The organism is Micromonospora sp. U56, from assembly GCF_018070095.1.
GTDB classification, from domain to species: Bacteria; Actinomycetota; Actinomycetes; order Mycobacteriales; family Micromonosporaceae; genus Micromonospora; species Micromonospora purpureochromogenes.
This window is the reverse complement of record NZ_JAGPYL010000011.1, coordinates 26233-49150: the sequence shown is the minus strand read 5'-3', so window position 1 is coordinate 49150 and position 22918 is coordinate 26233. Positions and strand designations below refer to the sequence as shown.

General features: G+C 73.3%; 21 protein-coding genes and 1 tRNA gene. 8 read left to right on the top strand and 14 right to left on the bottom strand.

Going from position 1 to position 22918, the window contains the following annotated elements:
* Positions 1-32 precede the first annotated feature (32 nt).
* The 5 genes from pth to KBX37_RS06890 all read right to left on the bottom strand — a co-directional run bounded on the left by pth (position 33) and on the right by KBX37_RS06890 (position 4445).
* A complete protein-coding gene (gene pth, locus KBX37_RS06910) occupies positions 33-623 on the bottom strand; it encodes an aminoacyl-tRNA hydrolase (protein WP_210775083.1) in 591 nt (196 codons plus the stop codon).
* 98 nt (positions 624-721) lie between these two features.
* Positions 722-1423 carry a 50S ribosomal protein L25/general stress protein Ctc gene (locus KBX37_RS06905; RefSeq protein ID WP_210775082.1) on the bottom strand — a complete coding sequence of 234 codons (702 nt, stop codon included), beginning with the start codon at positions 1421-1423 and terminating at the stop codon, positions 722-724.
* A 287-nt stretch (positions 1424-1710) separates the two neighbouring features.
* Positions 1711-2691, bottom strand: coding sequence for a ribose-phosphate diphosphokinase (locus KBX37_RS06900; protein ID WP_154939736.1), 981 nt, complete (start codon positions 2689-2691; stop codon positions 1711-1713).
* 51 nt (positions 2692-2742) lie between these two features.
* The gene (gene glmU / locus KBX37_RS06895) at positions 2743-4272 is read right to left on the bottom strand and encodes a bifunctional UDP-N-acetylglucosamine diphosphorylase/glucosamine-1-phosphate N-acetyltransferase GlmU (protein ID WP_210775081.1); all 1530 of its coding nucleotides are present in this window, start codon (positions 4270-4272) and stop codon (positions 2743-2745) included.
* Positions 4273-4373: 101 nt separating this feature from the next.
* A tRNA-Gln gene (locus KBX37_RS06890) sits at positions 4374-4445 on the bottom strand.
* A gap of 208 nt (positions 4446-4653) precedes the next feature.
* On the opposite strand from KBX37_RS06890, the gene KBX37_RS06885 reads away from it, so the two are divergent.
* Positions 4654-5610: an acyl-CoA desaturase gene (locus KBX37_RS06885; protein ID WP_210775080.1), complete on the top strand. Its 957-nt coding sequence runs from the start codon at positions 4654-4656 to the stop codon at positions 5608-5610.
* 117 nt (positions 5611-5727) lie between these two features.
* Positions 5728-6405 carry a TetR/AcrR family transcriptional regulator gene (locus KBX37_RS06880; protein ID WP_210775118.1) on the top strand — a complete coding sequence of 226 codons (678 nt, stop codon included), beginning with the start codon at positions 5728-5730 and terminating at the stop codon, positions 6403-6405.
* A 12-nt stretch (positions 6406-6417) separates the two neighbouring features.
* Here the strand turns inward: KBX37_RS06880 and KBX37_RS06875 are convergent, their stop codons facing one another.
* The 7 genes from KBX37_RS06875 to KBX37_RS06845 form a co-directional block, all read right to left on the bottom strand.
* A complete protein-coding gene (locus KBX37_RS06875) occupies positions 6418-6894 on the bottom strand; it encodes a DUF4383 domain-containing protein (protein WP_210775079.1) in 477 nt (158 codons plus the stop codon).
* Between the two features lie 175 nt (positions 6895-7069).
* A complete protein-coding gene (locus tag KBX37_RS06870; RefSeq protein ID WP_210775078.1) occupies positions 7070-7525 on the bottom strand; it encodes a DUF4383 domain-containing protein in 456 nt (151 codons plus the stop codon).
* 115 nt (positions 7526-7640) lie between these two features.
* Positions 7641-9443, bottom strand: a complete 1803-nt coding sequence (locus KBX37_RS06865) for an ABC-F family ATP-binding cassette domain-containing protein (protein ID WP_210775077.1) — start codon at positions 9441-9443, stop codon at positions 7641-7643.
* Between the two features lie 255 nt (positions 9444-9698).
* Positions 9699-10652: a 4-(cytidine 5'-diphospho)-2-C-methyl-D-erythritol kinase gene (locus KBX37_RS06860; protein ID WP_210775076.1), complete on the bottom strand. Its 954-nt coding sequence runs from the start codon at positions 10650-10652 to the stop codon at positions 9699-9701.
* On the bottom strand, positions 10649-10789 hold the full coding sequence (locus KBX37_RS06855) for a hypothetical protein (protein WP_210775075.1): 141 nt from the start codon (positions 10787-10789) through the stop codon (positions 10649-10651). Before KBX37_RS06855 ends, KBX37_RS06860 begins: the two co-directional genes overlap by 4 nt.
* Before the next feature lie 9 nt (positions 10790-10798).
* Entirely contained in the window at positions 10799-11668 is an 870-nt protein-coding gene (gene rsmA, locus KBX37_RS06850; protein ID WP_210775074.1) for a 16S rRNA (adenine(1518)-N(6)/adenine(1519)-N(6))-dimethyltransferase RsmA, read from the bottom strand.
* Positions 11669-11700: 32 nt separating this feature from the next.
* A complete protein-coding gene (locus KBX37_RS06845; RefSeq protein ID WP_210775073.1) occupies positions 11701-12600 on the bottom strand; it encodes a TatD family hydrolase in 900 nt (299 codons plus the stop codon).
* A gap of 82 nt (positions 12601-12682) precedes the next feature.
* Between KBX37_RS06845 and KBX37_RS06840 the strand changes: the two genes are divergently transcribed.
* Both KBX37_RS06840 and KBX37_RS06835 read left to right on the top strand, forming a co-directional pair.
* Positions 12683-13909 carry a hypothetical protein gene (locus tag KBX37_RS06840; protein ID WP_210775072.1) on the top strand — a complete coding sequence of 409 codons (1227 nt, stop codon included), beginning with the start codon at positions 12683-12685 and terminating at the stop codon, positions 13907-13909.
* A 72-nt stretch (positions 13910-13981) separates the two neighbouring features.
* Positions 13982-14833 carry an alpha/beta fold hydrolase gene (locus tag KBX37_RS06835; RefSeq protein WP_210775071.1) on the top strand — a complete coding sequence of 284 codons (852 nt, stop codon included), beginning with the start codon at positions 13982-13984 and terminating at the stop codon, positions 14831-14833.
* Positions 14834-14901: 68 nt separating this feature from the next.
* On the opposite strand, the gene metG is transcribed toward KBX37_RS06835, so the two are convergent.
* Complete coding sequence (gene metG / locus KBX37_RS06830; RefSeq protein ID WP_210775070.1) at positions 14902-16704, bottom strand: methionine--tRNA ligase; 1803 nt, start codon at positions 16702-16704, stop codon at positions 14902-14904.
* Positions 16705-16865: 161 nt separating this feature from the next.
* On the opposite strand from metG, the gene KBX37_RS06825 reads away from it, so the two are divergent.
* Positions 16866-17747: a hypothetical protein gene (locus tag KBX37_RS06825; RefSeq protein WP_247657180.1), complete on the top strand. Its 882-nt coding sequence runs from the start codon at positions 16866-16868 to the stop codon at positions 17745-17747.
* A 12-nt stretch (positions 17748-17759) separates the two neighbouring features.
* On the opposite strand, the gene rsmI is transcribed toward KBX37_RS06825, so the two are convergent.
* Positions 17760-18599: a 16S rRNA (cytidine(1402)-2'-O)-methyltransferase gene (rsmI, locus tag KBX37_RS06820; RefSeq protein ID WP_247657197.1), complete on the bottom strand. Its 840-nt coding sequence runs from the start codon at positions 18597-18599 to the stop codon at positions 17760-17762.
* A 92-nt stretch (positions 18600-18691) separates the two neighbouring features.
* Between rsmI and KBX37_RS06815 the strand changes: the two genes are divergently transcribed.
* From KBX37_RS06815 to KBX37_RS06805, 3 genes are all read left to right on the top strand, one after another.
* Positions 18692-20362: a dolichyl-phosphate-mannose--protein mannosyltransferase gene (locus KBX37_RS06815; protein WP_210775068.1), complete on the top strand. Its 1671-nt coding sequence runs from the start codon at positions 18692-18694 to the stop codon at positions 20360-20362.
* 497 nt (positions 20363-20859) lie between these two features.
* The gene (locus tag KBX37_RS06810; RefSeq protein WP_210775067.1) at positions 20860-22131 is read left to right on the top strand and encodes a VWA domain-containing protein; all 1272 of its coding nucleotides are present in this window, start codon (positions 20860-20862) and stop codon (positions 22129-22131) included.
* A gap of 1 nt (position 22132) precedes the next feature.
* Complete coding sequence (locus tag KBX37_RS06805) at positions 22133-22903, top strand: peptidase (protein ID WP_210775066.1); 771 nt, start codon at positions 22133-22135, stop codon at positions 22901-22903.
* Positions 22904-22918 lie beyond the last annotated feature (15 nt).

Here is a 22918-nt window from a genome sequence, read left to right as displayed (position 1 = left end):
CCGGGGCGACCCGTTCCCGGTACGCCCCGCCCTCAGGCCCCGTGGTACGCGTTCTGCGTCGGCTCCACGCCCTTGGTGACCACCGACTCCACCACGTCCGCCGCCCGGTCGACCAGGAACTCCAGCTCCTTGCGCTCCGCAGCGCCGAAATCCGACAGTACGTAGTCCGCCGGGTCCTGCCGCCCCGGCGGGCGACCGATGCCGAACCGCACCCGGACGTACTCCTTCGTCCCCAGCGACTTCGACATCGAGCGCAGGCCGTTGTGCCCGCCCTCGCCGCCGCCGATCTTGATGCGCAGCTGGCCGTACGGGATGTCCAGCTCGTCGTGCACCGCGATCACCCGCTCGGCGGGGATCTTGTGGAACTGGGCCAGCGCCGCCACCGGACCGCCGGAGAGGTTCATGTACGTCAGCGGCTTGACCAGCACCAGCTTCGGCCCGCCGAAACCCAGCCGCCCCTCGGCGACCTCCGCCACCGCCCGCTTGTGCCGGCCGAACTTCGCCCCCACCCGGCCCGCCAGCAGGTCGGCGACCAGGAAACCGACGTTGTGCCGGTTACCGGCGTACTCCCGACCGGGGTTGCCCAGGCCGACCACCAGCCACGGCCCCACCTCGTCCGTCACGTCCCGTCCCTCCCGCTCAGCGCCGCACCTGTCCCGATACGCCGACAGGCGCCCCCCGCTGTCCGCCGGGAGCGCCTGCCGTAAACGATGCGGACCGATCAGGCCCCGGTCTCGGCGCTCTCCTCGCCACCGGCGGCGGCCGGCTCGCCGGCCTCGGCGCCCTCGGACGCCTCGGCGGTCTCCTCGCCGACCCCGGCCTCGACCTCCGCGTCGGCCACCTCGACCTCGGGCAGGGTCGCCTCGAGCTGCTCGGCGGTCGGGGCGGCGGTCACCGAGGCGACCAGCAGCTCCGCGTCGGTGGCCAGCTCGACGCCGGCCGGCAGCTGCACGTCGGCGGCCGTCACCTGGGTGCCGGCCTCCAGGCCCTCGATCGAGGCCTCCAGGTGGTCCGGCACCTTGGTGGCGTCGGCGGTCACCGACAGGGTGTCGTGGTCGTGCACAATCAGGGTGTCCCTGGCGGCCTCGCCGGTCAGCTGGACCGCGACCTCGACGGTGACCTTCTCGCCACGGCGGACCAGCAGCAGGTCGATGTGCTCGAAGGTGTCCCTGATCGGGTCACGCTGGATCGCCTTCGGCAGCGCCAGCACCTGGGTGCCGTCGCTGACCTCGATCGCGAAGAGCTGGTTCGCGCCGCCCTTGCGGATCGCGGCCGCGAACTCGCGGGCCGGGAGCGCGATGTGCTTGGGCTTCTCGCCGTGGCCGTACAGCACGGCGGGCACCTTGCCGGCCCGGCGGGTACGACGGGCACCACCCTTGCCGAACTCGGTACGGGGCTCGGCGCTGATCTTTACCTCGGACACGGGGAAACTCCTGATGCGTTCGCTACGGCGGCTTGTCGTCTTGCGGTGCTGGGGCGAGGGGCTCGCTGGGGCTCATGCGTCATGAACGACTGCCCGGAGCACCGCGTCGATGACGGTGCCTCCGTGCGGTGCTTTTCAGCGGCCCGCCGGGCACCCTCGCCGTGGCAACCGCACCAGTCTACCCGAGCTGATTCCGAGGTTTCCGGCAGTCCCCTCATCACCGTTCCCGCCGGCGCGCCGGCCGGCGGGAACGGTGCCGCGCCGCGGTCACCGCCGCGGCGCGGCGCTCAGCTCAGGCCGCCGAAGAGGGTGGTCACCGACCCGTCGTCGAAGACCTCGCGGATCGCCCGGGCCAGCAGCGGCGCGATCGACAGCACGGTGAGCTTGTCGAGCTGCTTCTCCGGCGGGAGGGGCAGCGTGTTGGTCACCACGATCTCGCTGATCGGGCTGTTCTTCAGCCGCTCGGTCGCCGGGTCCGACAGCAGGGCGTGGGTGGAGGCGACGACGATCTCCGCCGCACCCGACTCCTTGAGGATGTCGGCGGCCTTGCTGATCGTGCCACCCGTGTCGATCATGTCGTCGACGATCAGGCAGACCCGACCCTCGACCTCACCGACCACCCGGTTCGCCACCACCTGGTTCGGCTTCAGCGGGTCCCGGGTCTTGTGGATGAACGCCAGCGGGCAGCCGCCCAGCCGGTCGGTCCACCGCTCGGCCACCCGCACCCGACCCGAGTCCGGCGCGACCACCGTCATCGGCCGGCCCGCGTACTTGTGCTCCACGTACTCGGCCAGCACGTCCATCGCGAAGAGGTGGTCCACCGGGCCGTCGAAGAAGCCCTGGATCTGCGCGGTGTGCAGGTCGACCGTGAGGATCCGGTTCGCGCCGGCGGTCTTGAGCAGGTCGGCCACCAGCCGGGCCGAGATCGGCTCCCGACCCCGGTGCTTCTTGTCCTGCCGGGCGTACGGGTAGAACGGCAGCACCACGGTGATCCGCTTGGCCGAACCGCGCTTCAGCGCGTCGATCATGATCAGGGTCTCCATGACCCAGGTGTTCACCCCGTGCGTGACGGACTGCACCACGAAGGCGTCCGAACCGCGCACCGAGTCCTTGTAGCGTACGAAGATCTCGCCGTTGGCGAACTCGTACGCGTCGGAAGGCGTCGGCGCGACGCCGAGCACCTCACCGATCTCCTTGGCCAGCTCCGGAAAGCCACGTCCGGAGAAGAGCATCAGGCTCTTGCGGTTTTCGGCGACGATGCTGCCCATGGGCCCGTCTGCTCCCGTTGGTCGGTGGTTCCCGGCGGCGGAAGCCGGGGACTATTCGGTTGCAGTATCCCCCGCAGCCGACGGCCGTCCCACGGTCTCGGCGTCCCCGTGCATTGCCTCACCTTCCCTTGCGACCGGGCCACCGGCCGACGCACCCTCCGCCAGCGCCCGCTCCGCCGCCGCGGCCGACACCGTGCCGGCCCGCTTGCGGGCCACCCAGCCCTCGATGCTGCGCTGCGGGGCCCGGGTCACCCCGAGCGCGCCCGGCGGCACGTCCTGCGAGATCGCGCTGCCCGCCGCCACGTACGCCCCGGCGCCCACCTCGACCGGCGCGATCAGGCTGGTGTCGCAGCCGATGAAGGCCGCCTCGCCCACCACGGTGCGGTGCTTGTTCACCCCGTCGTAGTTCACGAAGATCGTCGCCGCGCCGATGTTGGCCTTCGCCCCGATCGTCGCGTCACCCACGTACGACAGGTGCGGCACCTTGGCACCCGGGCCGACCTCGGAGTTCTTCACCTCGACGAACGTGCCGACCTTCGACTTCTCGGCCAGCCGGGCGGCCGGGCGCAGGTACGCGTACGGCCCCACGCTGGCCCCCGGACCCACCTCGGCGCCCACCGCGTGGCTGCGCAGCACGGTCGCCGCCGCCCCCACCACGGTGTCGATCAGCGTCACGTCCGGCCCGACGACCGCCTGCGCGCCGACCACCGTCGTGCCCCGCAGCTGGGTGTTCTGGTCGATGACCGCGTCCCGCTCCACGGTGGCGGTGACGTCGATCCAGGTGGTCTCCGGGTCGAGGAGGCTCACCCCGGTCCGCATCCACGCCTCGTTGACCCGGTCGCGCAGCAGCCGGCGCAGCCCCGCCAGCTCCACCCGGTCGTTGCAGCCCAGCGTCTCGACGTGGTCCGCGGCGACGTGCACGCCCACCGGCTCCCCGGCCGAGACGAGCAGGCCGAAGACGTCGGTGAGGTACTCCTCGCCCTGGTCGTTGTCGGTGGAGAGCTTGCCCAGCGCGTCGCGCAGCCGCACCGCGTCGAACGCGTAGATGCCGGCGTTGATCTCCCGCAGCGCGCGCTGCGCCGGGGTCGCGTCCCGCTCCTCGACGATCTGCTCCAGCCGCCCCGCGGCGTCGCGCACGATCCGGCCCAGGCCGGTCGGGTCGGGCACCTCGGCGGCGAGCACGGTCGCCGCCGCGCCCTCGCCCTCGTGCGCCGCCACCAGCGCGGCCACCGTCTCGGCGCGCAGCAGCGGGACGTCCCCGTTGATCACGACCACCGTGCCGGAGGCCTCCGGCACCGCCTCCAGCGCGATCCGCACGGCGTGCCCGGTGCCGAGCTGCTGCGCCTGGAGGACCGGGGTGGCGTCCGGGGCGATCTCGGTCAGGTGCGCCCGGACCTGCTCGGCGCCGTGACCGACCACCACCACGGTGCGGTCGGCGGCCAGCGGCGCGGCCGCGGTCAGCACGTGACCGAGCAGCGTACGACCGAGCAGTGGGTGCAGCACCTTGGGCAGCGCCGACTTCATCCGCTTACCCTCACCGGCGGCGAGCACGACGACGGTACGGAGGTGGGGCTGGGGCACGACGTGGCTCCCGTCGGGAAGGCGACACTCTCGCGGCCATGCTAACCAGACTGCGGGGCGCTTAGTCCCATACCCCACGTGCGGCGCGATATCGGAGAAGGCTCGGCCGCCAGGGTTCGAACCTGAAACACGGGTACCAAAGACCCGGGTGTTGCCAATTACACCACGGCCGACTGTGACGCAAGACAGCTTAGCGCCTCCCTCTCAGCGGCCCCACCCCTACGTGATCGCTGCACCGAGCCCTGCGAAGAGGCCCTCGATCCTCCAGTACAGCTCTCGACTCCGCGACCGGCCCTTCATTCATGTCCGCAACTGTCCACTCCACCGGGGCGGAACCCTAAGTTACGGTGACGTAGGCGTATATCTGCGCTGGGAGGTGCCATGTCGACCGTGACGGACGAGAGTGCCACCGGGCCGAAGCCACTCACCCAGGGCCCGCAGTCCACGGGCATCCTGATCGCGCTGTGGGCCTTCGTGGTCGTACCCTTCCTGGCCCTGCTCGCCGCCGTCCCGGTCGCCTGGGGCGGCTGGCTGAGCGGCCCGGACCTGGCCATCGCGGCCTTCTGGTACCTGCTCTCCGGGCTGGGCATCACCATCGGCTACCACCGGTACTTCACCCACGGCTCGTTCAAGGCCCCGCGCCCGGTGCGGGTGGCGTTGGCGGTGGCGGGCTCGTTCGCCGTGCAGGGCGAGATCATCCAGTGGGTCGCCGACCACCGCCGGCACCACGCGTTCTCCGACGCCGAGGGTGACCCGCACTCGCCGTGGCGCTACGGCGAGAGCGTCCGCGGGCTGGCCCGGGGCCTGTTCCACGCCCACGTGGGCTGGCTGTTCGGCCGGGAGCTGTCCAACCGGGCCCGCTTCGCCCCGGACCTGCTGGCCGACCGGGACACCCGGCGGGTGGACCGGCTCTTCCCGCTGCTGGTGGTGGTCTCGGTGCTGGGGCCGGCGGTGATGGGTGGCCTGGCGACCTGGTCCTGGTCCGGGGCGTGGACGGCGCTCTTCTGGGGCGGTCTGGTCCGCATCGCGTTGCTGCACCACGTGACCTGGTCGATCAACTCGGTCTGCCACGTCTACGGCGAGCGGCCGTTCGCCGTGCGGCAGGGCGACCGGGCGTCGAACTTCTGGCCGCTGGCGCTCCTGTCGTTCGGCGAGAGCTGGCACAACCTGCACCACGCCGACCCGACGAGCGCGCGGCACGGCGTGCTGCGCGGCCAGGTGGACATCTCCGCCCGGGTGATCTGGCTGTTGGAGAAGGCCGGCGCGGCGCGGGACGTCCGCTGGCCGAAACCGGAGCGGATCGCCGCCAAGCTGGTGAAGCCGGCCGCACGGCGCTGAAACCGGGCGATGCCCGCGGAGGTTACCTGGCAGTATTGCCGGGTGACCGAGGTAGACGGGCACGGCGGCAGGAACATCCCACGACAGGGCGTCACCGAGCGCCGGCGAGGTGACGAGATGGCGGACGAGGCCACCGACGGACGGCGGCGGGCGGCGAGCGCGCCGGCCGCGAAGCCCACCTCCCGGGTACGCATGTCCGCGGCGCAGCGGCGGGAGCAACTGATCTCGATCGGCCGGCAGATCTTCGCCGAGCGCGGGTTCGACGCCACCTCCATCGAGGAGGTGGCGTCGCGGGCCAAGGTGTCCAAGCCGGTGATCTACGAGCACTTCGGCGGCAAGGAGGGCCTTTACGCGGTGGTGGTCGACCGCGAGGTGCGCGCCCTGCTGGACCGGATCGCCACGGCGTTGACCGCCGGGCACCCGCGCGAGCTGCTGGAGCAGGCGGCGCTGGCGCTGCTCACCTACATCGAGGAGGAGACCAGCGGGTTCCGGGTGCTGGTCCGGGAGTCGCCGCTGATGGCGGCGACGGGGAACTTCAGCAGCGTGATGAACGACGTCGGGCACCAGGTGGAGCACATCCTGGCGGCCGAGTTCTCCAGCCGGGGGTACGACCCGAAGCTGGCCGAGCTCTACTCGCAGGCCCTGGTCGGGATGGTGGCGTTGACGGGCCGCTGGTGGCTGGAGGTGCGCAAGCCGCGCAAGGAGGTGGTGGCGGCGCACCTGGTGAACCTGTCCTGGAACGGGCTGTCCCACCTGGAGGCGAAGCCGGGTCTGATCACCCGCAAGCGGGCCTGACCGCCGGCCGGTTCAGCGGGTGCCGGCCTCCGCGATCGGGTGTTGCCGGCGGCGGCGCTCCTCTTCGGCGTGCTCGTCGGTGCCGACCTTGTCGTAGAGGCCGGTGGCGAGGAGCAGCAGGCCGAAGAGCATCGACACGATCACCGTGGACATGGAGAAGTTCAGGAAGTTCGCGGTGGTCTGCAGGACGGACATCATGGCGAGGCTGGTGACCATGAAGACCGCGCCGGCGGTCAGGTTCATGTAGTGGCCGAGGTTGCTGCGCCGGGACGCCCCGATCATCAGCACGATCCCGAAGACCACGGAGACCAGCGAGAACGCCAGGTTGGTGCGGAGCCCGAGCGCCCAGTTGGGGCCCCGGTCGAAGAGCGGCTGCCCCCAGGTCTCGAAGACGCCCCAGACGCCGAAGACCAGGATGTAGAGCCCGACCAGCCCGGCGACGACCCGGTACAGCGGGCGAGCCGGATGGTTCACCGGAAAGTGCGCCATTGACCCCTCCGTCCGAGAAGACCCTTTCCGGAGGATTGTCCCTCAGATCGGACTCCACCGTCCGGCGAACAGCCGGCCGGGCACCGGGCAAACGAAAGATCCCGCCCCGCCCGGGAGCAAGCCAACGGACGAAGCGGGACCACAGACGGTTGTCGCCGGAGCGCAACCACCAGGATCAGAGGACGAGCCGGGCCTTCTCGAAGGCTTCCTTCTCCTCGTCGGTGCCGACCTTGCCGTACATGCCGGCCATCAGCAGGACCAGGCTGAGCGTCAGCACCACGATCACGGTGAAGATGCTGAAGTTGCCGATGTTGGCGTCGGTCTGCAGGAACGCCAGCTCGGCCAGGCCGAGCACCATCAGGCCGTAGGCCAGGAACTGGTTGATCGCCACGTCGAGGTTGCGGCCGATCACGGTGCCGGCCAGCACGACGATGCCGAGCAGGATGCTCAGCAGCGAGAATCCGAGGTTGGTCCCCTGACCCAGGACCTTGGTGTCATCCTGGGCGAGGAGGTCGTTGCCGGCGCTCGCGATGACGCCGAGCACACCGAAGACCACCAGGTACAGACCAACGAGCCCGCCGATCGCCCGGTAGATCGGCCGCGCGGGGTGGTTGACGGGGGTATGGGCCATGTCTGAGTCTCCAACGCCGTGGGGATGAGAGAGGTCGACGATGATTGTCCCGCACGCCGGGATGTGACGCCGCACACGGCCCCCGTCTCCTGGCGGGACGGACGCGCGGCGGCGGTCAGACCGGCGGGATCTCGTCGGCCAGGGTGAGCCAGGCCTCCTCGGTCCGCTCGCGCTCGGCACGTACCTCCTTGAGCTGCGCGTCGAGTTCGGCGACCTTGGCGTAGTCGGTGGCGTGCGCGGCGAGCTGGTCGAGCAGCCCGGTCTCCTTCTGTTCCAGCTTGGCGATCTGCCGTTCCAGCCGGCTCAGCTCCTTGCGGGCCTGCCGGGCCTCGGCGGCGGACATGCCGGTCGGTGCCGCGGCGCCCGGGGCGGCCGTGGGAGCCGCCGGGACCCGCGCCGGCTCCGCGCCGCCGGCCCGCGACAGGTACTCGTCGACCCCGCCGGGCAGGTGCACCAGCCGGCCGTCGCCGAACATCCCGTACGCGACGTCGGTGACCCGCTCGATCAGGTAACGGTCGTGGCTGGCCACGATGATCGTCCCGGGCCAGGAGTCGAGCAGGTCCTCCAGCGCGGCCAGGGTGTCGGTGTCCAGGTCGTTGGTGGGCTCGTCGAACAGGAGCACGTTGGGCTCGCCGGCGAGCAGCCGGAGCATCTGCAACCGGCGGCGCTCCCCGCCGGAGAGGTCGCTGACCGGCGTCCAGAGCCGGCGGTCGTCGAAGCCGAAGATCTCGGCGAGCTGGGCGGCCGAGATCTCCCGGTCGCCGAGCTGCACCCGGCGGGCGATCTCCTCGACGGCTTCCAGGACCCGCAGGTGGCCGGGGAGTTCGGCCAGTTCCTGCGACAGGAACGCGGGCCGGACGGTGGAGCCGGTGTGGAGCCGGCCGCCGTCGGGCCGGGTGACGCCGGCGAGCATCCGCAGCAGGGTGGTCTTGCCGGCGCCGTTGCGGCCGAGGATGGCGATCCGGTCACCGGGGCCGACCTGCCAGGTGGTGTCGTGCAGGATTTCCTTCGGGCCGGCGTTCAGGCGGACGTGCTCCAGGTCGTACACCTGCTTGCCGAGCCGGGCGGTGGCGAGCCGTTGCAGCGACATGGTGTCGCGCGGCGGCGGGACGTCGGCGATGAGCGCGTTGGCCGCGTCGATCCGGAACCGCGGCTTGGAGGTACGGGCCGGCGGGCCGCGGCGCAGCCAGGCGATCTCCTTGCGGAGCAGGTTCTGCCGGCGGGCCTCGGTGGCCGCGGCGACCCGCTCCCGCTCGACGCGGGCGAGGGTCCAGGCGGCGAAGCCGCCCTCGTAGGCGCGGACGGCCTGGTCGCCGACCTCCCAGGTGGTGGTGCAGACCGCGTCCAGGAACCACCGGTCGTGGGTGACCACGACCAGCGCGCCCTTGCGGCCGACCAGGTACTTCGCCAACCAGTCGACCCCGCCGACGTCGAGGTGGTTGGTGGGCTCGTCGAGGATCAGCAGGTCCGATTCGCGGACCAGCAGCGCGGCCAGCGCGACCCGGCGCCGCTCGCCGCCGGACATCGGGCCGACGGGCTGGTCGAGGCCGAGGTGCGGCATGCCGAGGCCGTCGAGGATGGCCCGGACGCCGGCGTCGCCGGCCCACTCGTGCTCGGCGCCCATGCTCTGGCCGAGCCAGGCGGTGCCGAGCACCACGTCCCGGACGGTGGCCTCGGGGGTGAGGGTGAGGCTCTGCGGCAGCCAGAGGACCCGCAGGTCGCGGCGGTGGGTGACCCGGCCGTCGTCCGGTTCCTCCTGCTTGGTGAGCAGCCGCAGCAGGGTGGACTTGCCGGCGCCGTTGAGGCCGACCACGCCGATCCGGTCGGCGTCGTCGAGGCCGAGCGAGACGTCGGTGAGCAGCGGCCCGGCAGCGCCGTACCCCTTGGACACCCGGTCCAGGTTGACGATGTTGGCCACGACCTCACCTCCCATGATCAAGGCGTCCCGGTGCCGGCTGGCACCTGGGGACGCCTGACCTCCAAGGGTACGCGGACCGCCCGGCCGCCCGCGCCGCGCGGCTCGGGCCGGCACGCTGCCCGGCGCAGGGGTCGCCCGGCCGCCCCGGCCCGGCGCGCACGATCAACTCCGTGTCGCCGGAACGGGGGTGTCCCCGCCACCCGGACGCCCCCATGTCGCCGACCTGGAGTCGATCTTGTGTACGGGGCGCGCCGGTCAGGTGATGCGGGCTCCGGCGACCGGCCCGTGGGCGACCCGCGCCTCCCGGCACACCTCGGCCGCCTCCAGATCGCCGGCGATCCGCTCGGCGTGGGCGGCGTCGGTGGCGAGGAAGACGCAGGTGGGGCCGGAGCCGGAGACGATGCCGGCCAGCGCACCGGCCGCCTCGCCGGCCTTGAGGGTGTCGGCCAGCGACGGGCGCATGGCCAGCGCGGCGTCCTGGAGGTCGTTGCCGAGGGTGGCGGCGAGCACCCGGGGGTCGCGCTGGCGCAGCGCGGCGAGCAGCGCGTCGGTGCTGCCCAGCGGCTCACCGGCGCTGCCGGCGTCGCGGAGCCGGTCCAGCTCCCGGTAGGCCGCCGGGGTGGACAGGCCGCCGTCGGCGACGGCGACCACCCAGTGCCAGGAGGTGGGGCGGGCCAGCACCGGGCTGACCGCCTCGCCCCGGCCGGTGCCCAACGCGGTGCCGCCGTGGATCAGGAAGGGCACGTCCGAACCGAGGTCGGCGGCGATGCCGGCCAGCTCGTCGCGGGACAGCCCGGTGCCCCAGAGCGCGTCGCAGGCGACCAGCGCCGCGGCCGCGTCGGCGCTGCCGCCGGCCAGGCCACCGGCGAGCGGGATCTGCTTGCGCAGGTGCAGCCGGGCGTGCGGCATCACCCCGGCGTACCCGGCGAGGGCGTGGGCGGCCCGGATCACCAGGTTGGTGTCGTCCAGGGCCAGCTCGCCGGCGCCCTCGCCCTCCATGGTCAGGGTGAGCGTGTCGCCCCGGCGGGCGGTGAGCTCGTCGTGGATGGAGATGGCGTGGTAGACGGTGTTCAGCTCGTGGTAGCCGTCGCGGCGCAACGGCCCCACCCCGAGGTGCAGGTTGACCTTCGCCGGCACCCGGACGCGGACCGGTCCGCTGGCGCCGCGCCGCTGCTGCTCGTCGTCGTCCGGTCGCCAGGCCTCGGTCACGGGGCGAGGTCCCGCCGGCGCGGGCGGATGTCGAACGGCTTCTCCACGATCAGCTCCTCGGCGGAGTCGGCGGCCGGCTCGCGGCGGCCGTCAACCAGGTCGTACGCGTACACGTGCGGCGTGCCCCCGGCGGACACGGCGCCAGCCTACTGCGCGGCGGGCGCGGCGGCCGGAGCCGACGCGGCGATGGCGGCGAACTGCTCCACGGTGAGTGACTCCCCGCGCGCGCCGGGGTCGACGCCGGCCGCCGTGAGCGCCGCGGCGGCCCGGTCGGCGCCGCCGGCCCAGCCGGCCAGCGCGGCGCGCAGGGTCTTGCGGCGCTGCGCGAACGCGGCGTCCACCACGGCGAAGACGCGTTCCCGGGGGACGTCGGCGCGGGGCGGTTCGCGGCGGGTGAAGGCGACCAGGCCGGAGTCGACGTTGGGCACCGGCCAGAACACGTTCGGTGGCACCTTGCCGGCGGCGCGGGCCCGGGAGTACCAGGCCAGCTTCACCGACGGGACGCCGTACACCTTGGAGCCGGGACCGGCGACGAGCCGGTCGGCGACCTCCTTCTGCACCATCACCAGGCCGTGGCGCAGGGTGGGCAGCTCGGCCAGCAGGTGCAGCACCACCGGCACCGCGACGTTGTAGGGCAGGTTCGCCACCAGCGCGGTCGGGGCCGGCTCGGCCAGGTCGGCGGCGCGGACCCGCAGCGCGTCGGCGTGGTGCACGGTGAGCCGGGCGGCGTCCGGGCCGGCGTGCCGGGCGGCGGTCTCCGGCAGCGCGCCGGCCAGCGTCCGGTCGATCTCCACGGCGTGCACGTGGGCGGCGACCGGCAGCAGGGCCAGGGTGAGCGAGCCGAGCCCCGGCCCGACCTCCAGCGCCACGTCGTCCGGGGCCAGCCCGGCGGCGGTGACGATCCGGCGGACCGTGTTCGGGTCGTGCACGAAGTTCTGGCCGAGCTTCTTGGTGGGGGCGACGCCCAGCCGGGCGGCCAGTTCCCGGATCTCCGCCGGGCCGAGGAGTCCGGTCACGCCCCGTAGCGTATCGGCGGGACCGGGCCCGCTCACCACGGGCCGAAGACCCGGTCGCCGGTGGCGGAGATGGCGGCGCAGAGTTCGTCGAGGTCCGCGCCGGTGGTGTCAGCCAGGAACCGGACCGTCAGCGGAATCAGGTACGACGCGTTCGGCCGCCCCCGGTGCGGCATCGGGGTCAGGTACGGCGCGTCGGTCTCCACCAGCATCTGGTCGAGCGGGGTGAGCGCGGCGGCCTCGCGCAGCGCACCGGCGCTGCCGAAGGTGACGGTGCCGGCGAAGCTGAGCAGGTAGCCCCGGCGGACGCACTCGGCGGCGAACTCGGCGTCGCCGGAGAAGCAGTGCAGCACCACGGTGTCCGGCGCGCCCTCGTCGTCGAGGACGCGCAGCACGTCGGCGTGCGCGTCCCGGTCGTGGATCACCAGGGCCTTGCCGTACCGCTTGGCGATGGCGATGTGCGCCCGGAAGCTCTCCTCCTGCGCGGCCCGCCCTTCGTCGCCGGTACGGAAGAAGTCCAGTCCGGTCTCGCCGACGCCCCGGACCCGGTCCCGGGCGGCGAGCGCCTCGATCTCGCGCAGCGCCTCGTCGAGGTCGGCCAGCCGGGGCGCCTCGTTCGGGTGCAGCGCGACGGTGGCGAGCACCGCCGGGTACTTCTCGGCGACGCCGGCGCCCCAGCGGGAGGAGTCCACGTCGACGCCGACCTGGACCAGCCGGTCCACGCCGACGGCGGCGGCCACCTCGATCGCGGCGGCGACCGGGTCGTCGGCGGGACCGCCGCCGGGCACCCCCGCCTCGTTGACCGTGATGTCGAGGTGGGTGTGGCTGTCGAGCACGGGGCGGGGCAACGCCTCCGGCGCGGGCGGGAACTCCCCGGCCCGGCGGGCGGCCCGCTGCTTGCGGGTTTCGGTCGGCTCACTCATCGCGGCCAGCATCACACACCGCCACCGGGCCATGTCTCCGGGACGCCATCGACTGTTCACCGGCCCGGCATGAACCGCGATTACCGTCTGCAGGATGACCGTCACCCGTCAGGCCAGCGACACCGGGTTGCGCGTCGTCCACGAAGGCACGACGTACCCGGCGGAGGAGATCGCCCGGGGCGCGGCGTACGAGTTGTTCCGCGCCGACGAGGCACCCGGTTTCGAGTGGGCGCCCCGGCCCGGCTCGGCGCTGCCGTGGCGCAGGTTCGTCCACGTGACCGAGGTCGGCGCGGTGCAGGGGGCGGCGGAGCCGGCCGAGGAGCCGGAGGCGCCGCTGCTGGTGCCGCTGCACCGGGAGCGCGGCTGGGCGCACGTGCACCAGCTCAGCCAGCAGCCGACGGCGGCCGGGGACCCGACGCTCAGCACCGTCCGCGCCTCGGCGGTGGTGCGGCGCGGCACCCGGATGGTGAAGGTGCTCTCCGCCCAGCAGCTCGCCGGCTACGTGCGGGGTTGGCTGCCGCACGGCTTCTGCTACCGGGAGCACGACGTGGCGCACCTGCGTACGCCGGCGGCGCTGGCGGTGCTGCGCGGCGACGGCGCGGGCGGCGGCGACGACGTGGCGTACGTGCTGCGCTGGCGGGCGGCCGACCCGGTCGACTACGACGTGCCGGTCGGCCCGGCGCACCGGGGGCTGCTGGCGCTGCCGCCCCGGGACCGGCTCGGCCCGCCGGTGCTGGGCACCGGCTTCGTGCCGAGCAACGCGCAGCTGATCCCGGAGTTCGTCACCCGGGACTGCGCCGACCTGCCGCTGCCGGCGAACGCCACCCTGGTCGCGTACACCGCGGAGGGGGTGGAGGTGGTGCTCTACAGCTACCAGGCGGAGCAGCGCGGCTGGCTGCGGATGGTCGGCCCGCAGTGGCGGCACCTGCTCGCCGCGGTGCCGGAGCTCTCCCCCGACCAGGAGTACCTCCCCACCGGCGAGGCGCCCCGCTCCACGCAACTGGTCGGCGGCCACGGCGGCACCGAGTACGAGGCGGTGGCCGACCTGCCCGGCGGCTTCCGGGTGCTGGCGATGACCCGGGCCGCCCGCTACCCGGTGGAGTGGGTGGCCCGGCGGCTGCGGTACGCGCGCTGGCGGGACGTGCCGTGCCTGGTGTTGCGGGAGGAGGCGGGGTGGCTGCGGTTGCGGCTGTGCCGACCGGACCCGGATTCGGTGGTCGACACCGGGTCGCAGTGCCACGAACGGGGCGTCTACGAGACGTGGGCGCCGGGCGCGGAGGTCACCGACGACCAGGTGGTGGACCTGCCGTACGTGCTGTAGAGCCGGGTGGGCATAACGGGCAGCGGGTCGGGAAAGCGCGGGCGTCCGACTTCCACGGTTCAGGAGACCCGCATGCCTTTCATCACCGTCGGGGCGGAGTACAGCGCCCCCATCGACCTGTACTACGAGGATCACGGCTCCGGCCAGCCGGTGGTGCTGATCCACGGGTTCCCGTTCAACGGCGCGTCCTGGGAGAAGGTCTCCATCCCGCTGCTGAACGCCGGCTACCGGGTGATCACGTACGACCGGCGGGGCTTCGGCGCGTCCGGCCAGCCGGCGACGGGGTACGACTACGACACCTTCAGCGCGGACCTCGACGTGCTGATGACCGGGCTGGACCTGCGGGACGTGCTGCTCGTGGGGCACTCGATGGGCACCGGTGAGGTGACCCGCTACCTGGGCACGTACGGGTCGAGCCGGGTGAGCAAGGCGGTGCTGCTGGCGCCGCTGGCGCCGTTCCTGCTGAAGACGGCCGACAACCCGGAGGGCGTCGACAAGCAGCTCTTCGACGGCTTCCAGCAGGCCATCCTGGCCGACCGGTTCGCCTTCCTGACGTCCTTCTGCGACGCCTTCTTCAACTACTCGGAGAACAAGGGCAGGTGGGTCAGCGAGGAGGCGTACCGGGCGCACTGGAACATCGGCACGATGGCCTCGGCGAAGGGCACCCACGACTGCGTGGACGCCTGGCAGACCGACTTCCGGGGCGACCTGCCCAGGATCAACGTGCCGGTGCTGATCGTGCAGGGCGACAAGGACAACGTGCTGCCGTACCCGGCGACGGGGCAGCGGCTCCAGCCGATGCTGCCGGGCAGCCAGCTGATGACGTTGAACGGTGCCCCGCACGGCACACCCTGGACGCACGCCGACGAGGTCACCAAGGCGATCCTGGACTTCGTCAGCCAGCCCAGCATGGCCCGGGCCTGACGGCGGAGGCGGAAAGATCGGCGGCGCGGCCCCGGGGGAAACCCGTGGGCCGCGCCGCCACGTGCGGCTCAGCCGGCCAGGCGGGCCAGCTCCTCCTCGACGATGGAGGGGTCGAGCTTGCGGAAGACCGGCTTCGGCGCCGCCAGCGGCCGGCCGGCCTGCACCGGTACGGACTCCCAGCGCGCGCCGACCGTGTAGTCGCCGGTCAGCACCGGGTACGCCGGCCCGCCGTCGAGATCGTCGATCTCCTCGATGACCGGCATCGGCGCGTGCACGCCGGTGCCGCCGAGCAGCTCGTGGATTTTCTGGGCGGAGTGCGGCAGGAACGGGGTGAGCAGCGTGTTGGCGTCGCTGACCACCTGGAGGGCGACGTGCAGGATGGTCCCCATCCGCGGCTTGTCCGCCTCGTCCTTGAGCTTCCACGGGGCCTGCTCGGAGAGGTACCTGTTGGCCTCGGCCACCACCTTCATCGCCTCGCCGATGGCCTGCTTCTGCCGATGCTTGGCGATCAGGTCACCGACGACGGCGAAGCCGGCCCGGGCGGTGGCGAGCAGCGCCTCGTCGGCCTCGGTGAGCCCGGCCGGGTCGACCGGCGGGATCGCGCCGAAGTTCTTCGCCGCCATCGAGACGGACCGGTTGACCAGGTTGCCCCAGCCGGCGACCAGCTCGTCGTTGTTGCGGCGGAGGAACTCCGCCCAGGTGAAGTCGGTGTCGTTGCTCTCCGGGCCGGCGACGGCGATGAAGTACCGCAGCGCGTCGGGGTCGTAGCGCTCCAGGAAGTCCCGGACGTAGATGACCACCTTGCGGGACGAGGAGAACTTGCGCCCCTCCATGGTCAGGTACTCGCTGGCGACCACCTCGGTGGGGAGGTTGAGCCGGCCCAGCTCGCCCGGCTCGCCGTCGTTGCTGCCCTCGCCGGAGTAGCCGGAGAGCAGCGCCGGCCAGATCACCGAGTGGAAGACGATGTTGTCCTTGCCCATGAAGTAGTAGCCGCGGGCGTCCTTACCCTCGCCGTCGGCCGACCACCACTTCCGCCAGGCCTCAGGGTCGCCGGTGCGGCGGGCCCACTCGATGGAGGCCGACAGGTAGCCGATCACCGCGTCGAACCAGACGTAGATCCGCTTGTCGCCGCGGTCGCGCCAGCCGTCGAGCGGGATCGGCACGCCCCACTCCAGGTCCCGGGTGATGGCCCGGGGCTGGAGGTCGTCCAGCAGGTTCTTCGAGAAGCGCAGCACGTTGGGCCGCCAGCCCTCCCGGGTGTCCAGCCACTGCCGCAGCACGTCGGCGAGGGCGGGCAGGTCCAGGAAGAAGTGCTCGGTCTCGACGAACTTCGGCGTCTCGCCGTTGATCTTCGACTTGGGGTCGATCAGGTCGACCGGGTCGAGCTGGTTGCCGCAGTTGTCGCACTGGTCGCCGCGGGCGCTGTCGTAGCCGCAGATCGGGCAGGTGCCCTCGATGTAGCGGTCCGGCAGGGTCCGGCCGGTGGACGGGGAGATCGCACCGGTGGTGACCTTGGGCACGATGTAGCCGTTGCGGTGCAGCCCCTGGAACAGCTCCTGCACCACCGCGTAGTGGTTGCGGGTGGTGGTGCGGGTGAACAGGTCGTAGGAGAGCCCCAGCGCCCGCAGGTCCTCGGCGATCACCCGGTTGTACCGGTCGGCCAGCTCGCGGGGGGTGACCCCCTCGGCGTCGGCCTGCACCTGGATCGGGGTGCCGTGCTCGTCGGTGCCGGAGACCATGAGCACGTCGTGGCCGGCCATCCGCATGTACCGGGCGAAGACGTCGGAGGGAACGCCGAAACCGGAGACGTGGCCGATGTGGCGCGGGCCGTTGGCGTACGGCCAGGCGACCGCCGCGAGAACGTGACTCATGACCAGCAAGCCTAGTGACCGCGCCCCGGTGGCCGCGAACCAATAGGCCTCCCCGTGTCGGGGCCGACACCGCCGGCGGTCGATCCACCTCCGGCCGTTCGTCCGATTTGTCGCCGACACGCGGCCTGAGCTGCCCGGCCCCTCCCCCGACGCGGTGTCCAATGAACGCCGTGACTGGCAGACGAGCGGCACCGGGGCGTGGCGAGAAGTCCCCGGGCACCAGGACGGACCCGCCGGCCGCGCCGGCGCGGGGCGGCGCGGTCGCGCCCCAGCCGCGGGTGGTGCCGGGACCGGACGAGACGCCGGTCGAGGTCGAGCCGACCACCGGCGCGCCGGTCGACGCGGTGCCGCGCCGGGTCCCGGTCCGTCAGCCGGCGCGCGGCCCGCGCGCCGATCGCGCCACCGACGCGGGTACGGCGGAGGGGGGCGCCGCCTTCTGGGCGCCGATCGAGGAGGTGCACTGGGACGGTACGCCGCTGCGCGAGGAGCCGAAGCGCGGCGAGCGCTCGCCCGCCGGACCCGCCCGCCCCCGCCCGTCGCGCCCCGCGCATCCGCCCGACCCGGTGCGAGGGCTGGCGGTGCTGGTGACGCTGAGCCTGGTCGCCGCCTTCTTCGCCTGGGTGAGCGCCGGGCCGTTCTGGCTCGCGGTCGGGCACGCCAGCACCGGCACGGTGGTGATCACGGACTGCACCGGGAACGGGCTGACCCAGCGCTGCCGGGGCGTCTTCTTCGCCGACCGGGGCCGGTTCCTCGCCCACGGGGTCCGGGTCAGCGGGGTGCCGGGCGAGCGCCGGGCCACCGGTACGGCGCTGCCGGCGCGGATGACCGGGGCGGGCGACGACACCGCGTACGTCGGCACCGGTTTCGGCCGGCACCTGAGCTGGCTGCTCGGGCTGCTGGTGGTCGCCGGCGGCGGGGCCGGCATCGCCCGCGGGACCGGGGCGACCCGGCTGGCCGACGCGCGGCAGCGCCGCTGGGCCACGGCCGGCGCCTACGGCGGGCCGGTGCTGATCACGCTGGGCATGCTGATCGCCGCGTGGTGAGGTCGACGCGCGTCAGGCGTGCACCACGGTGTAGACGTCGCGGCGGCGCAGCCCGTACCCGGCGGCGACCTCGCTAATCGCGTCGCGCCGGGACAGCCCGGCGGCCTCCCGCTCGGCCACCGCGGCGCGCAGCACGTCGTCGTCGGGGCGTTCCGCCGGCCGCTCCGGAGCACCGGCCACCACCAGGGTGATCTCCCCGCGCGGCTCGCCCTCGGCGGCCCAGTCCGCCAGCTCGCCGAGCGGCCGACGGACGATCTCCTCGTACGTCTTGGTCAGCTCGCGGCAGAGCGCGGCCGGGCGGTCGGCGCCGAAGGTGGCGGCCAGGTCGGCCAGCGCGCCGGCGATCCGGTGCGGGGCCTCGAAGAAGACCAGGGTCCGTTCCTCGGCCGCCAGGGCGCGCAGCCGGGACCGTCGGCCGCCGGGCGAGCGGGGCAGGAATCCCTCGAAGCAGAACCGGTCGCAGGGCAGGCCGGACAGCGCCAGGGCGGTGGTCACCGCGCTCGGGCCGGGGGCGGCGGTGACCGGCACGCCGGCGTCCAGTGCGCCCCGGACCAGCCGGTAGCCCGGGTCCGAGACGCTCGGCATGCCGCCGTCGGTGACCAGCGCGACCAGGTATCCGGCGGTCAGCACCTCGACCAGTTCCGGGGTACGCCGCTCCTCGTTGCCCTCGAAGTAGGAGACGATCCGGCCGCCGACGGTGACGTCGAGGTCCCGGGCCAGCCGGGTGAGGCGGCGGGTGTCCTCGGCGGCCACCACGTCGGCGGTGGCGAGCACCTCGCGGAACCGCGCGGAGGCGTCGGCCGGGTTGCCCAGCGGCGCGCCGAGCAGGACCAGGCGCCCGGGCTCGGACATTTCACCCACGAGTAGCGCTCCTTCATCGATCGGCGTGCCGATGTCGGGGACGATGGGCGCCACCGGGCACCTCCAGAGCCTACGATCGCCGGGTGACGAGTGCGTCGACAGCGCAGAGCGCGAACGCGACCGGACCCGACCAGGGCATTTCGCCCACCGATGGTGGCGGCGTCCCGGCCGTCGTGCGTCGCCGACTCGCCACCGTCGAAGCCCGGCTGGACGTGAACTCCTGGATCGCCACCGCCGTGGTGGTGGTGATCGCCGCGATCCTGCGCCTGCTCGGCCTGAGCAGCCCCAAGGGCAAGATCTTCGACGAGATCTACTACGCCCGGGACGGCTACGGCCTGATCGACAAGGGCGTCGAGTGGAACTACAAGGACAACGGCCCGTCGTACGTGGTGCACCCGCCGCTGGGCAAATGGCTGATCGGGTTCGGCGAGTGGGCCTTCGGCTACGCCGACCAGGAGCACAACATCTCGGTGCCGGGGCACCTGTTCACCACCGCCCCGGAGTTCGGCTGGCGGTTCTCGGCGGCACTGGCCGGCATCCTGTCGGTGCTGATGCTGACCCGGATCGCCCGCCGGATGTTCCGCTCCACCACGCTGGGCTGCGCGGCCGGCCTGCTGCTCGCGCTGGACGGCTTCCACCTGGTGCTCTCCCGCACCGCGCTGCTCGACATCTTCCTGCTGCTGTTCGTGCTGGCCGCGTTCGGCGCGCTGGTGCTCGACCGGGACGCCCGGCGGCGGCGCTGGGCCCGGGCGTTGGACGACGGGCTGGACCCGGCCGCGCCGGGGCGGGCCGGGCGACCGGCCGGCGGCTGGCGCACCTGGCCGTGGTGGCGGCTGGCGGCCGGGGTGCTGCTCGGCTGCGCCTGCGCGGTGAAGTGGAGCGCGCTGTACTTCGTGCCGGTGTTCGTGCTGCTGGCGCTGCTGTGGGAGGTCGGCGTCCGGCGCTCCGCCGGGGTACGCCGCCCGTGGCGCGACGCGCTCCTCGACGAGCTGCCCTGGCTGGTGCTCGCCGGGCTGCTGCTGGTCGTGACGTACGTGGCCACCTGGTCGGGCTGGCTGCTCGGCGACGACGGCTACTACCGACTGGCCGCCCGCTACCCCAACACCCCGGGGCTGAGCGACACCCCGATCCTCGGCGCGCTGAACAACCTGTACCAGTACCACCGGGCGGCGTTCGAGTTCCACACCGGCCTGGAGACCCCGCACAAGTACCAGTCGTGGCCGTGGCAGTGGCTGCTGCTCGGCCGGCCGGTGGCCTTCTACTGGTCGGGTGACGGGGCGTGCGGCGCGCCGAGCTGCGCCTCGGAGATCCTGCTGCTCGGCACGCCGCTGCTCTGGTGGTCGTTCCTGCCGGCGCTGGCCGCGACCGCCTGGCTGGGCCTGGCCCGGCGGGACTGGCGGGCCGGAGCGATCCTGCTCAGCCTCGCCGGCGGCCTGCTGCCCTGGTTCTGGTTCGCCCTCGACGGCCGGACGATGTTCTCCTTCTACGCCGCTCCGGCGCTGCCGTTCCTGGTCCTCGCCGTGGTCTACGTGCTGGGCGCGATCGTCACCCCGACTGTTCCCGAGGGCGGCGCGGCGGCCGACGCCGACCTGGCGCGCGGCGACGACCGCCGGCTGATCGGCGGGGTGATCGTCGGCGCGTACGTGCTGCTGGTGGCGCTCTGCTTCGCGTACTTCTACCCGATCTTCGTGGGCAACCTGCTGCCGTACGACGACTGGTCGGCGCGGATGTGGCTGGACGGCCGCTGGATCTGACCCCGCAGGGGGCGGCGCGGCGGGCCGGGCGGGAGACGCCGGTGGCACGGGGCGGCGCGCACACAATAAAGCGCGCCCCGATCGCCTGCCACGGGGGAAGCGGGCGATTGGGGCGCGCAAGACAAAGCTTAACCACCCTTCGGCACCGGCACAACGGGGCGACTCGGGTCAGATTTCCGACCGATGTCCAGGTGGGTGAGAGGTTTACCTCCGGCAATTGACGGATGGTCACCATTCTGTCGACGGTCTGCCGTAAAGCCCGTGTAGGTCCGTACCGTTTCCTGCCCGAACACGAGGATCACCGCCGGACGGACGGTGGAGGATCCGGCACCGGGACGGCGCACGAAAAGCACACGGACGCCTCGCCCGATCCACCCGGACGTGACGGGTAGCCTCGCCGAAGTCGCGCGCCGGACGCCCGGGGCGGAAGGCGACAGGAAGGGCGCCCAGCCGCCCCCAAATGATCATCCAGAGTGGACGCCACTACACTCCGCCCGGTGATCAACAAGAGACGACCGATGGCCGTCCTCATCGGACTGCTGGCGGCCACCGCGCTGACCGGTCCGGCGCCGGCCCTGGCGGACGAGGAGCCCCCGGCCGAGCCACCGAAGGTCGAGCTGGTGCTCGACGTCAGCGGCTCGATGCGGGCCCGGGACATCGACGGCCGCAGCCGGATCTCCGTCGCCCAGCAGGCGTTCAACGAGGTGGTCGATGCGCTGCCCGAGGAGACCCAGCTCGGCATCCGGGTGCTCGGCGCCACCTACCGGGGCAAGGACAAGAAGCAGGGCTGCCTGGACACCCAACAGATCGTGCCGGTCGGTCCGGTCGACCGGGTGCAGGCGAAGGCGGCGGTGGCCACCCTGCGGCCGACCGGCTTCACCCCGGTCGGGCTGGCCCTGCGGTCCGCCGCCCAGGACCTCGGCACCGGCGCCACCGCCCGGCGGATCGTGCTGATCACCGACGGCGAGGACACCTGCGCCCCGCCGGACCCCTGCGAGGTGGCCCGTGAGCTGGCCGCCCAGGGCACGAAGCTGGTGGTCGACACCCTCGGCCTGGCCCCGGACGAGAAGGTACGCCGGCAGTTGCTCTGCATCGCCGGCGCGACCGGCGGCACGTACACGGCGGCACAGAGCGCCGACGAGCTGAGCGGCCGGATCAAGCAGTTGGTGGACCGGGCGAACGAGACGTACACCGCCGCACCCACCGTGGTCGGCGGCACGGCGGAGTGCGCGAACGCGCCGCTGCTCACCCCGGGCGTCTACAGCGACCGGGAGGCGTTCTCCGAGCACCGCTGGTACCGGGTGCCGGTGCGGCCGGGGCAGGAACTGCGCGCCTCGGTCAGCCTGGCACTGGACCGCCCGGTGAACCCGGACCACGGGGTGCTGCTGCGGGCCACCGCCGCCGACGGCCGGGAACTGGTACGCGGGGTGGACGCCGGCAGTGGGCGTACCGACGTGGTCTCGGCGGGCCTGCGCTGGTCGGCGACGGAGGACGGCGGCACGCCGACGCCCGGTGCCACGCCCGTTCCCGCCACGACGGTGTGCCTGGTGGTGAGCAACTCCGTCGCGCCCCGGCCGGGCACCCGGGCCACGCCGGGGATGCCGGTCGAGCTGACCGTCGACGTGGTCGCCTCGTCCCCCGCCCCGGCCGCGCCCGACCTGGGCCGGGGCTGGGTGCTGCTCGCCCTGCTCACCCTGGCCGGCCTGCTCACCGGCCTCGTCGCCGGGCTGCTCACCCGCTGGTGGGTCGCCACCTGGAGGGAGAACTGAGATGCGTACCCCGATGATGCTGGCGGGGACGGCGCTCGCCGCCGGGCTGGCCCTGCCAGCCGTTCCCGCCGCGGCGGCCGCCCCCACTCCCTCGCCCGGCGCCACCCCGGTCACCCGGGCCGGCACGTCCTTCCTCACCGCCACCGGCATCGCCGCCGGCCAGCCGGTACGGGTGGGCGCCTCCACCGGCGACCACCTCTACTGGTCGTTCCCGGCCTCGGCCGGGCAGCGGCACGAGATCACCGCGACGGTGTCGCTGCCGAAGGCCCGCACCGGGGCCTCCACCTGGACCGTCGAGGTCTTCGACGGGCTGCGCCGCCGGCAGTCCTGCACCGCCGGGGCGCAGACTCCGACGGTTGACGCCGCGACCGGCAGCGTGTCGCTCGGCTGCACCCTGCGCCAGGTGCGCTCCTGGGCCGAGCCCTGGTCGGCGGACCCGCTGCCCGGCACCTACTACCTCCGGCTGTCGGTGACCGAGCTGCCCGAGGCCGACCTCGGGCTCCCGGTCGACGTCGACCTGCTGGTCAGCGCGGACGGCGACGGCTCGCGCGACGACGGCGAGCTGAAGGCGCCCCTGGCGCCGAACACCAAGGCGGGCACGGTGCTGACCGCGGAACCGACGGCAGCCCCGGCCGGCCAGGCGGACGGCGGGTTCGGCGACCTGCTGCCCGACCTCGGCTCCCGGTGGATCTGGAGCACGGTCGGCGGGCTGCTGGCCGCGGTGGCCGGCGTGGTCGGCTTCGCGCTGACCCGCCGTCCCCGCCGGCCCTGACCGGAGGCGGTGGCC

Coding starts and splice junctions, on each gene's coding strand:
- KBX37_RS06885 (WP_210775080.1), top strand. CDS start 4,654: ATGTCGACCGTGACGGACGAGAGTGCCACCGGGCCGAAGCCACTCACC.
- metG (WP_210775070.1), bottom strand. CDS start 16,704: ATGAGTCACGTTCTCGCGGCGGTCGCCTGGCCGTACGCCAACGGCCCG.
- KBX37_RS06840 (WP_210775072.1), top strand. CDS start 12,683: ATGACCGTCACCCGTCAGGCCAGCGACACCGGGTTGCGCGTCGTCCAC.
- KBX37_RS06870 (WP_210775078.1), bottom strand. CDS start 7,525: ATGGCCCATACCCCCGTCAACCACCCCGCGCGGCCGATCTACCGGGCG.
- rsmI (WP_247657197.1), bottom strand. CDS start 18,599: ATGTCCGAGCCCGGGCGCCTGGTCCTGCTCGGCGCGCCGCTGGGCAAC.
- KBX37_RS06880 (WP_210775118.1), top strand. CDS start 5,728: ATGGCGGACGAGGCCACCGACGGACGGCGGCGGGCGGCGAGCGCGCCG.
- KBX37_RS06805 (WP_210775066.1), top strand. CDS start 22,133: ATGCGTACCCCGATGATGCTGGCGGGGACGGCGCTCGCCGCCGGGCTG.
- KBX37_RS06845 (WP_210775073.1), bottom strand. CDS start 12,600: ATGCTGGCCGCGATGAGTGAGCCGACCGAAACCCGCAAGCAGCGGGCC.
- KBX37_RS06875 (WP_210775079.1), bottom strand. CDS start 6,894: ATGGCGCACTTTCCGGTGAACCATCCGGCTCGCCCGCTGTACCGGGTC.
- KBX37_RS06835 (WP_210775071.1), top strand. CDS start 13,982: ATGCCTTTCATCACCGTCGGGGCGGAGTACAGCGCCCCCATCGACCTG.
- KBX37_RS06825 (WP_247657180.1), top strand. CDS start 16,866: ATGAACGCCGTGACTGGCAGACGAGCGGCACCGGGGCGTGGCGAGAAG.
- KBX37_RS06900 (WP_154939736.1), bottom strand. CDS start 2,691: ATGGGCAGCATCGTCGCCGAAAACCGCAAGAGCCTGATGCTCTTCTCC.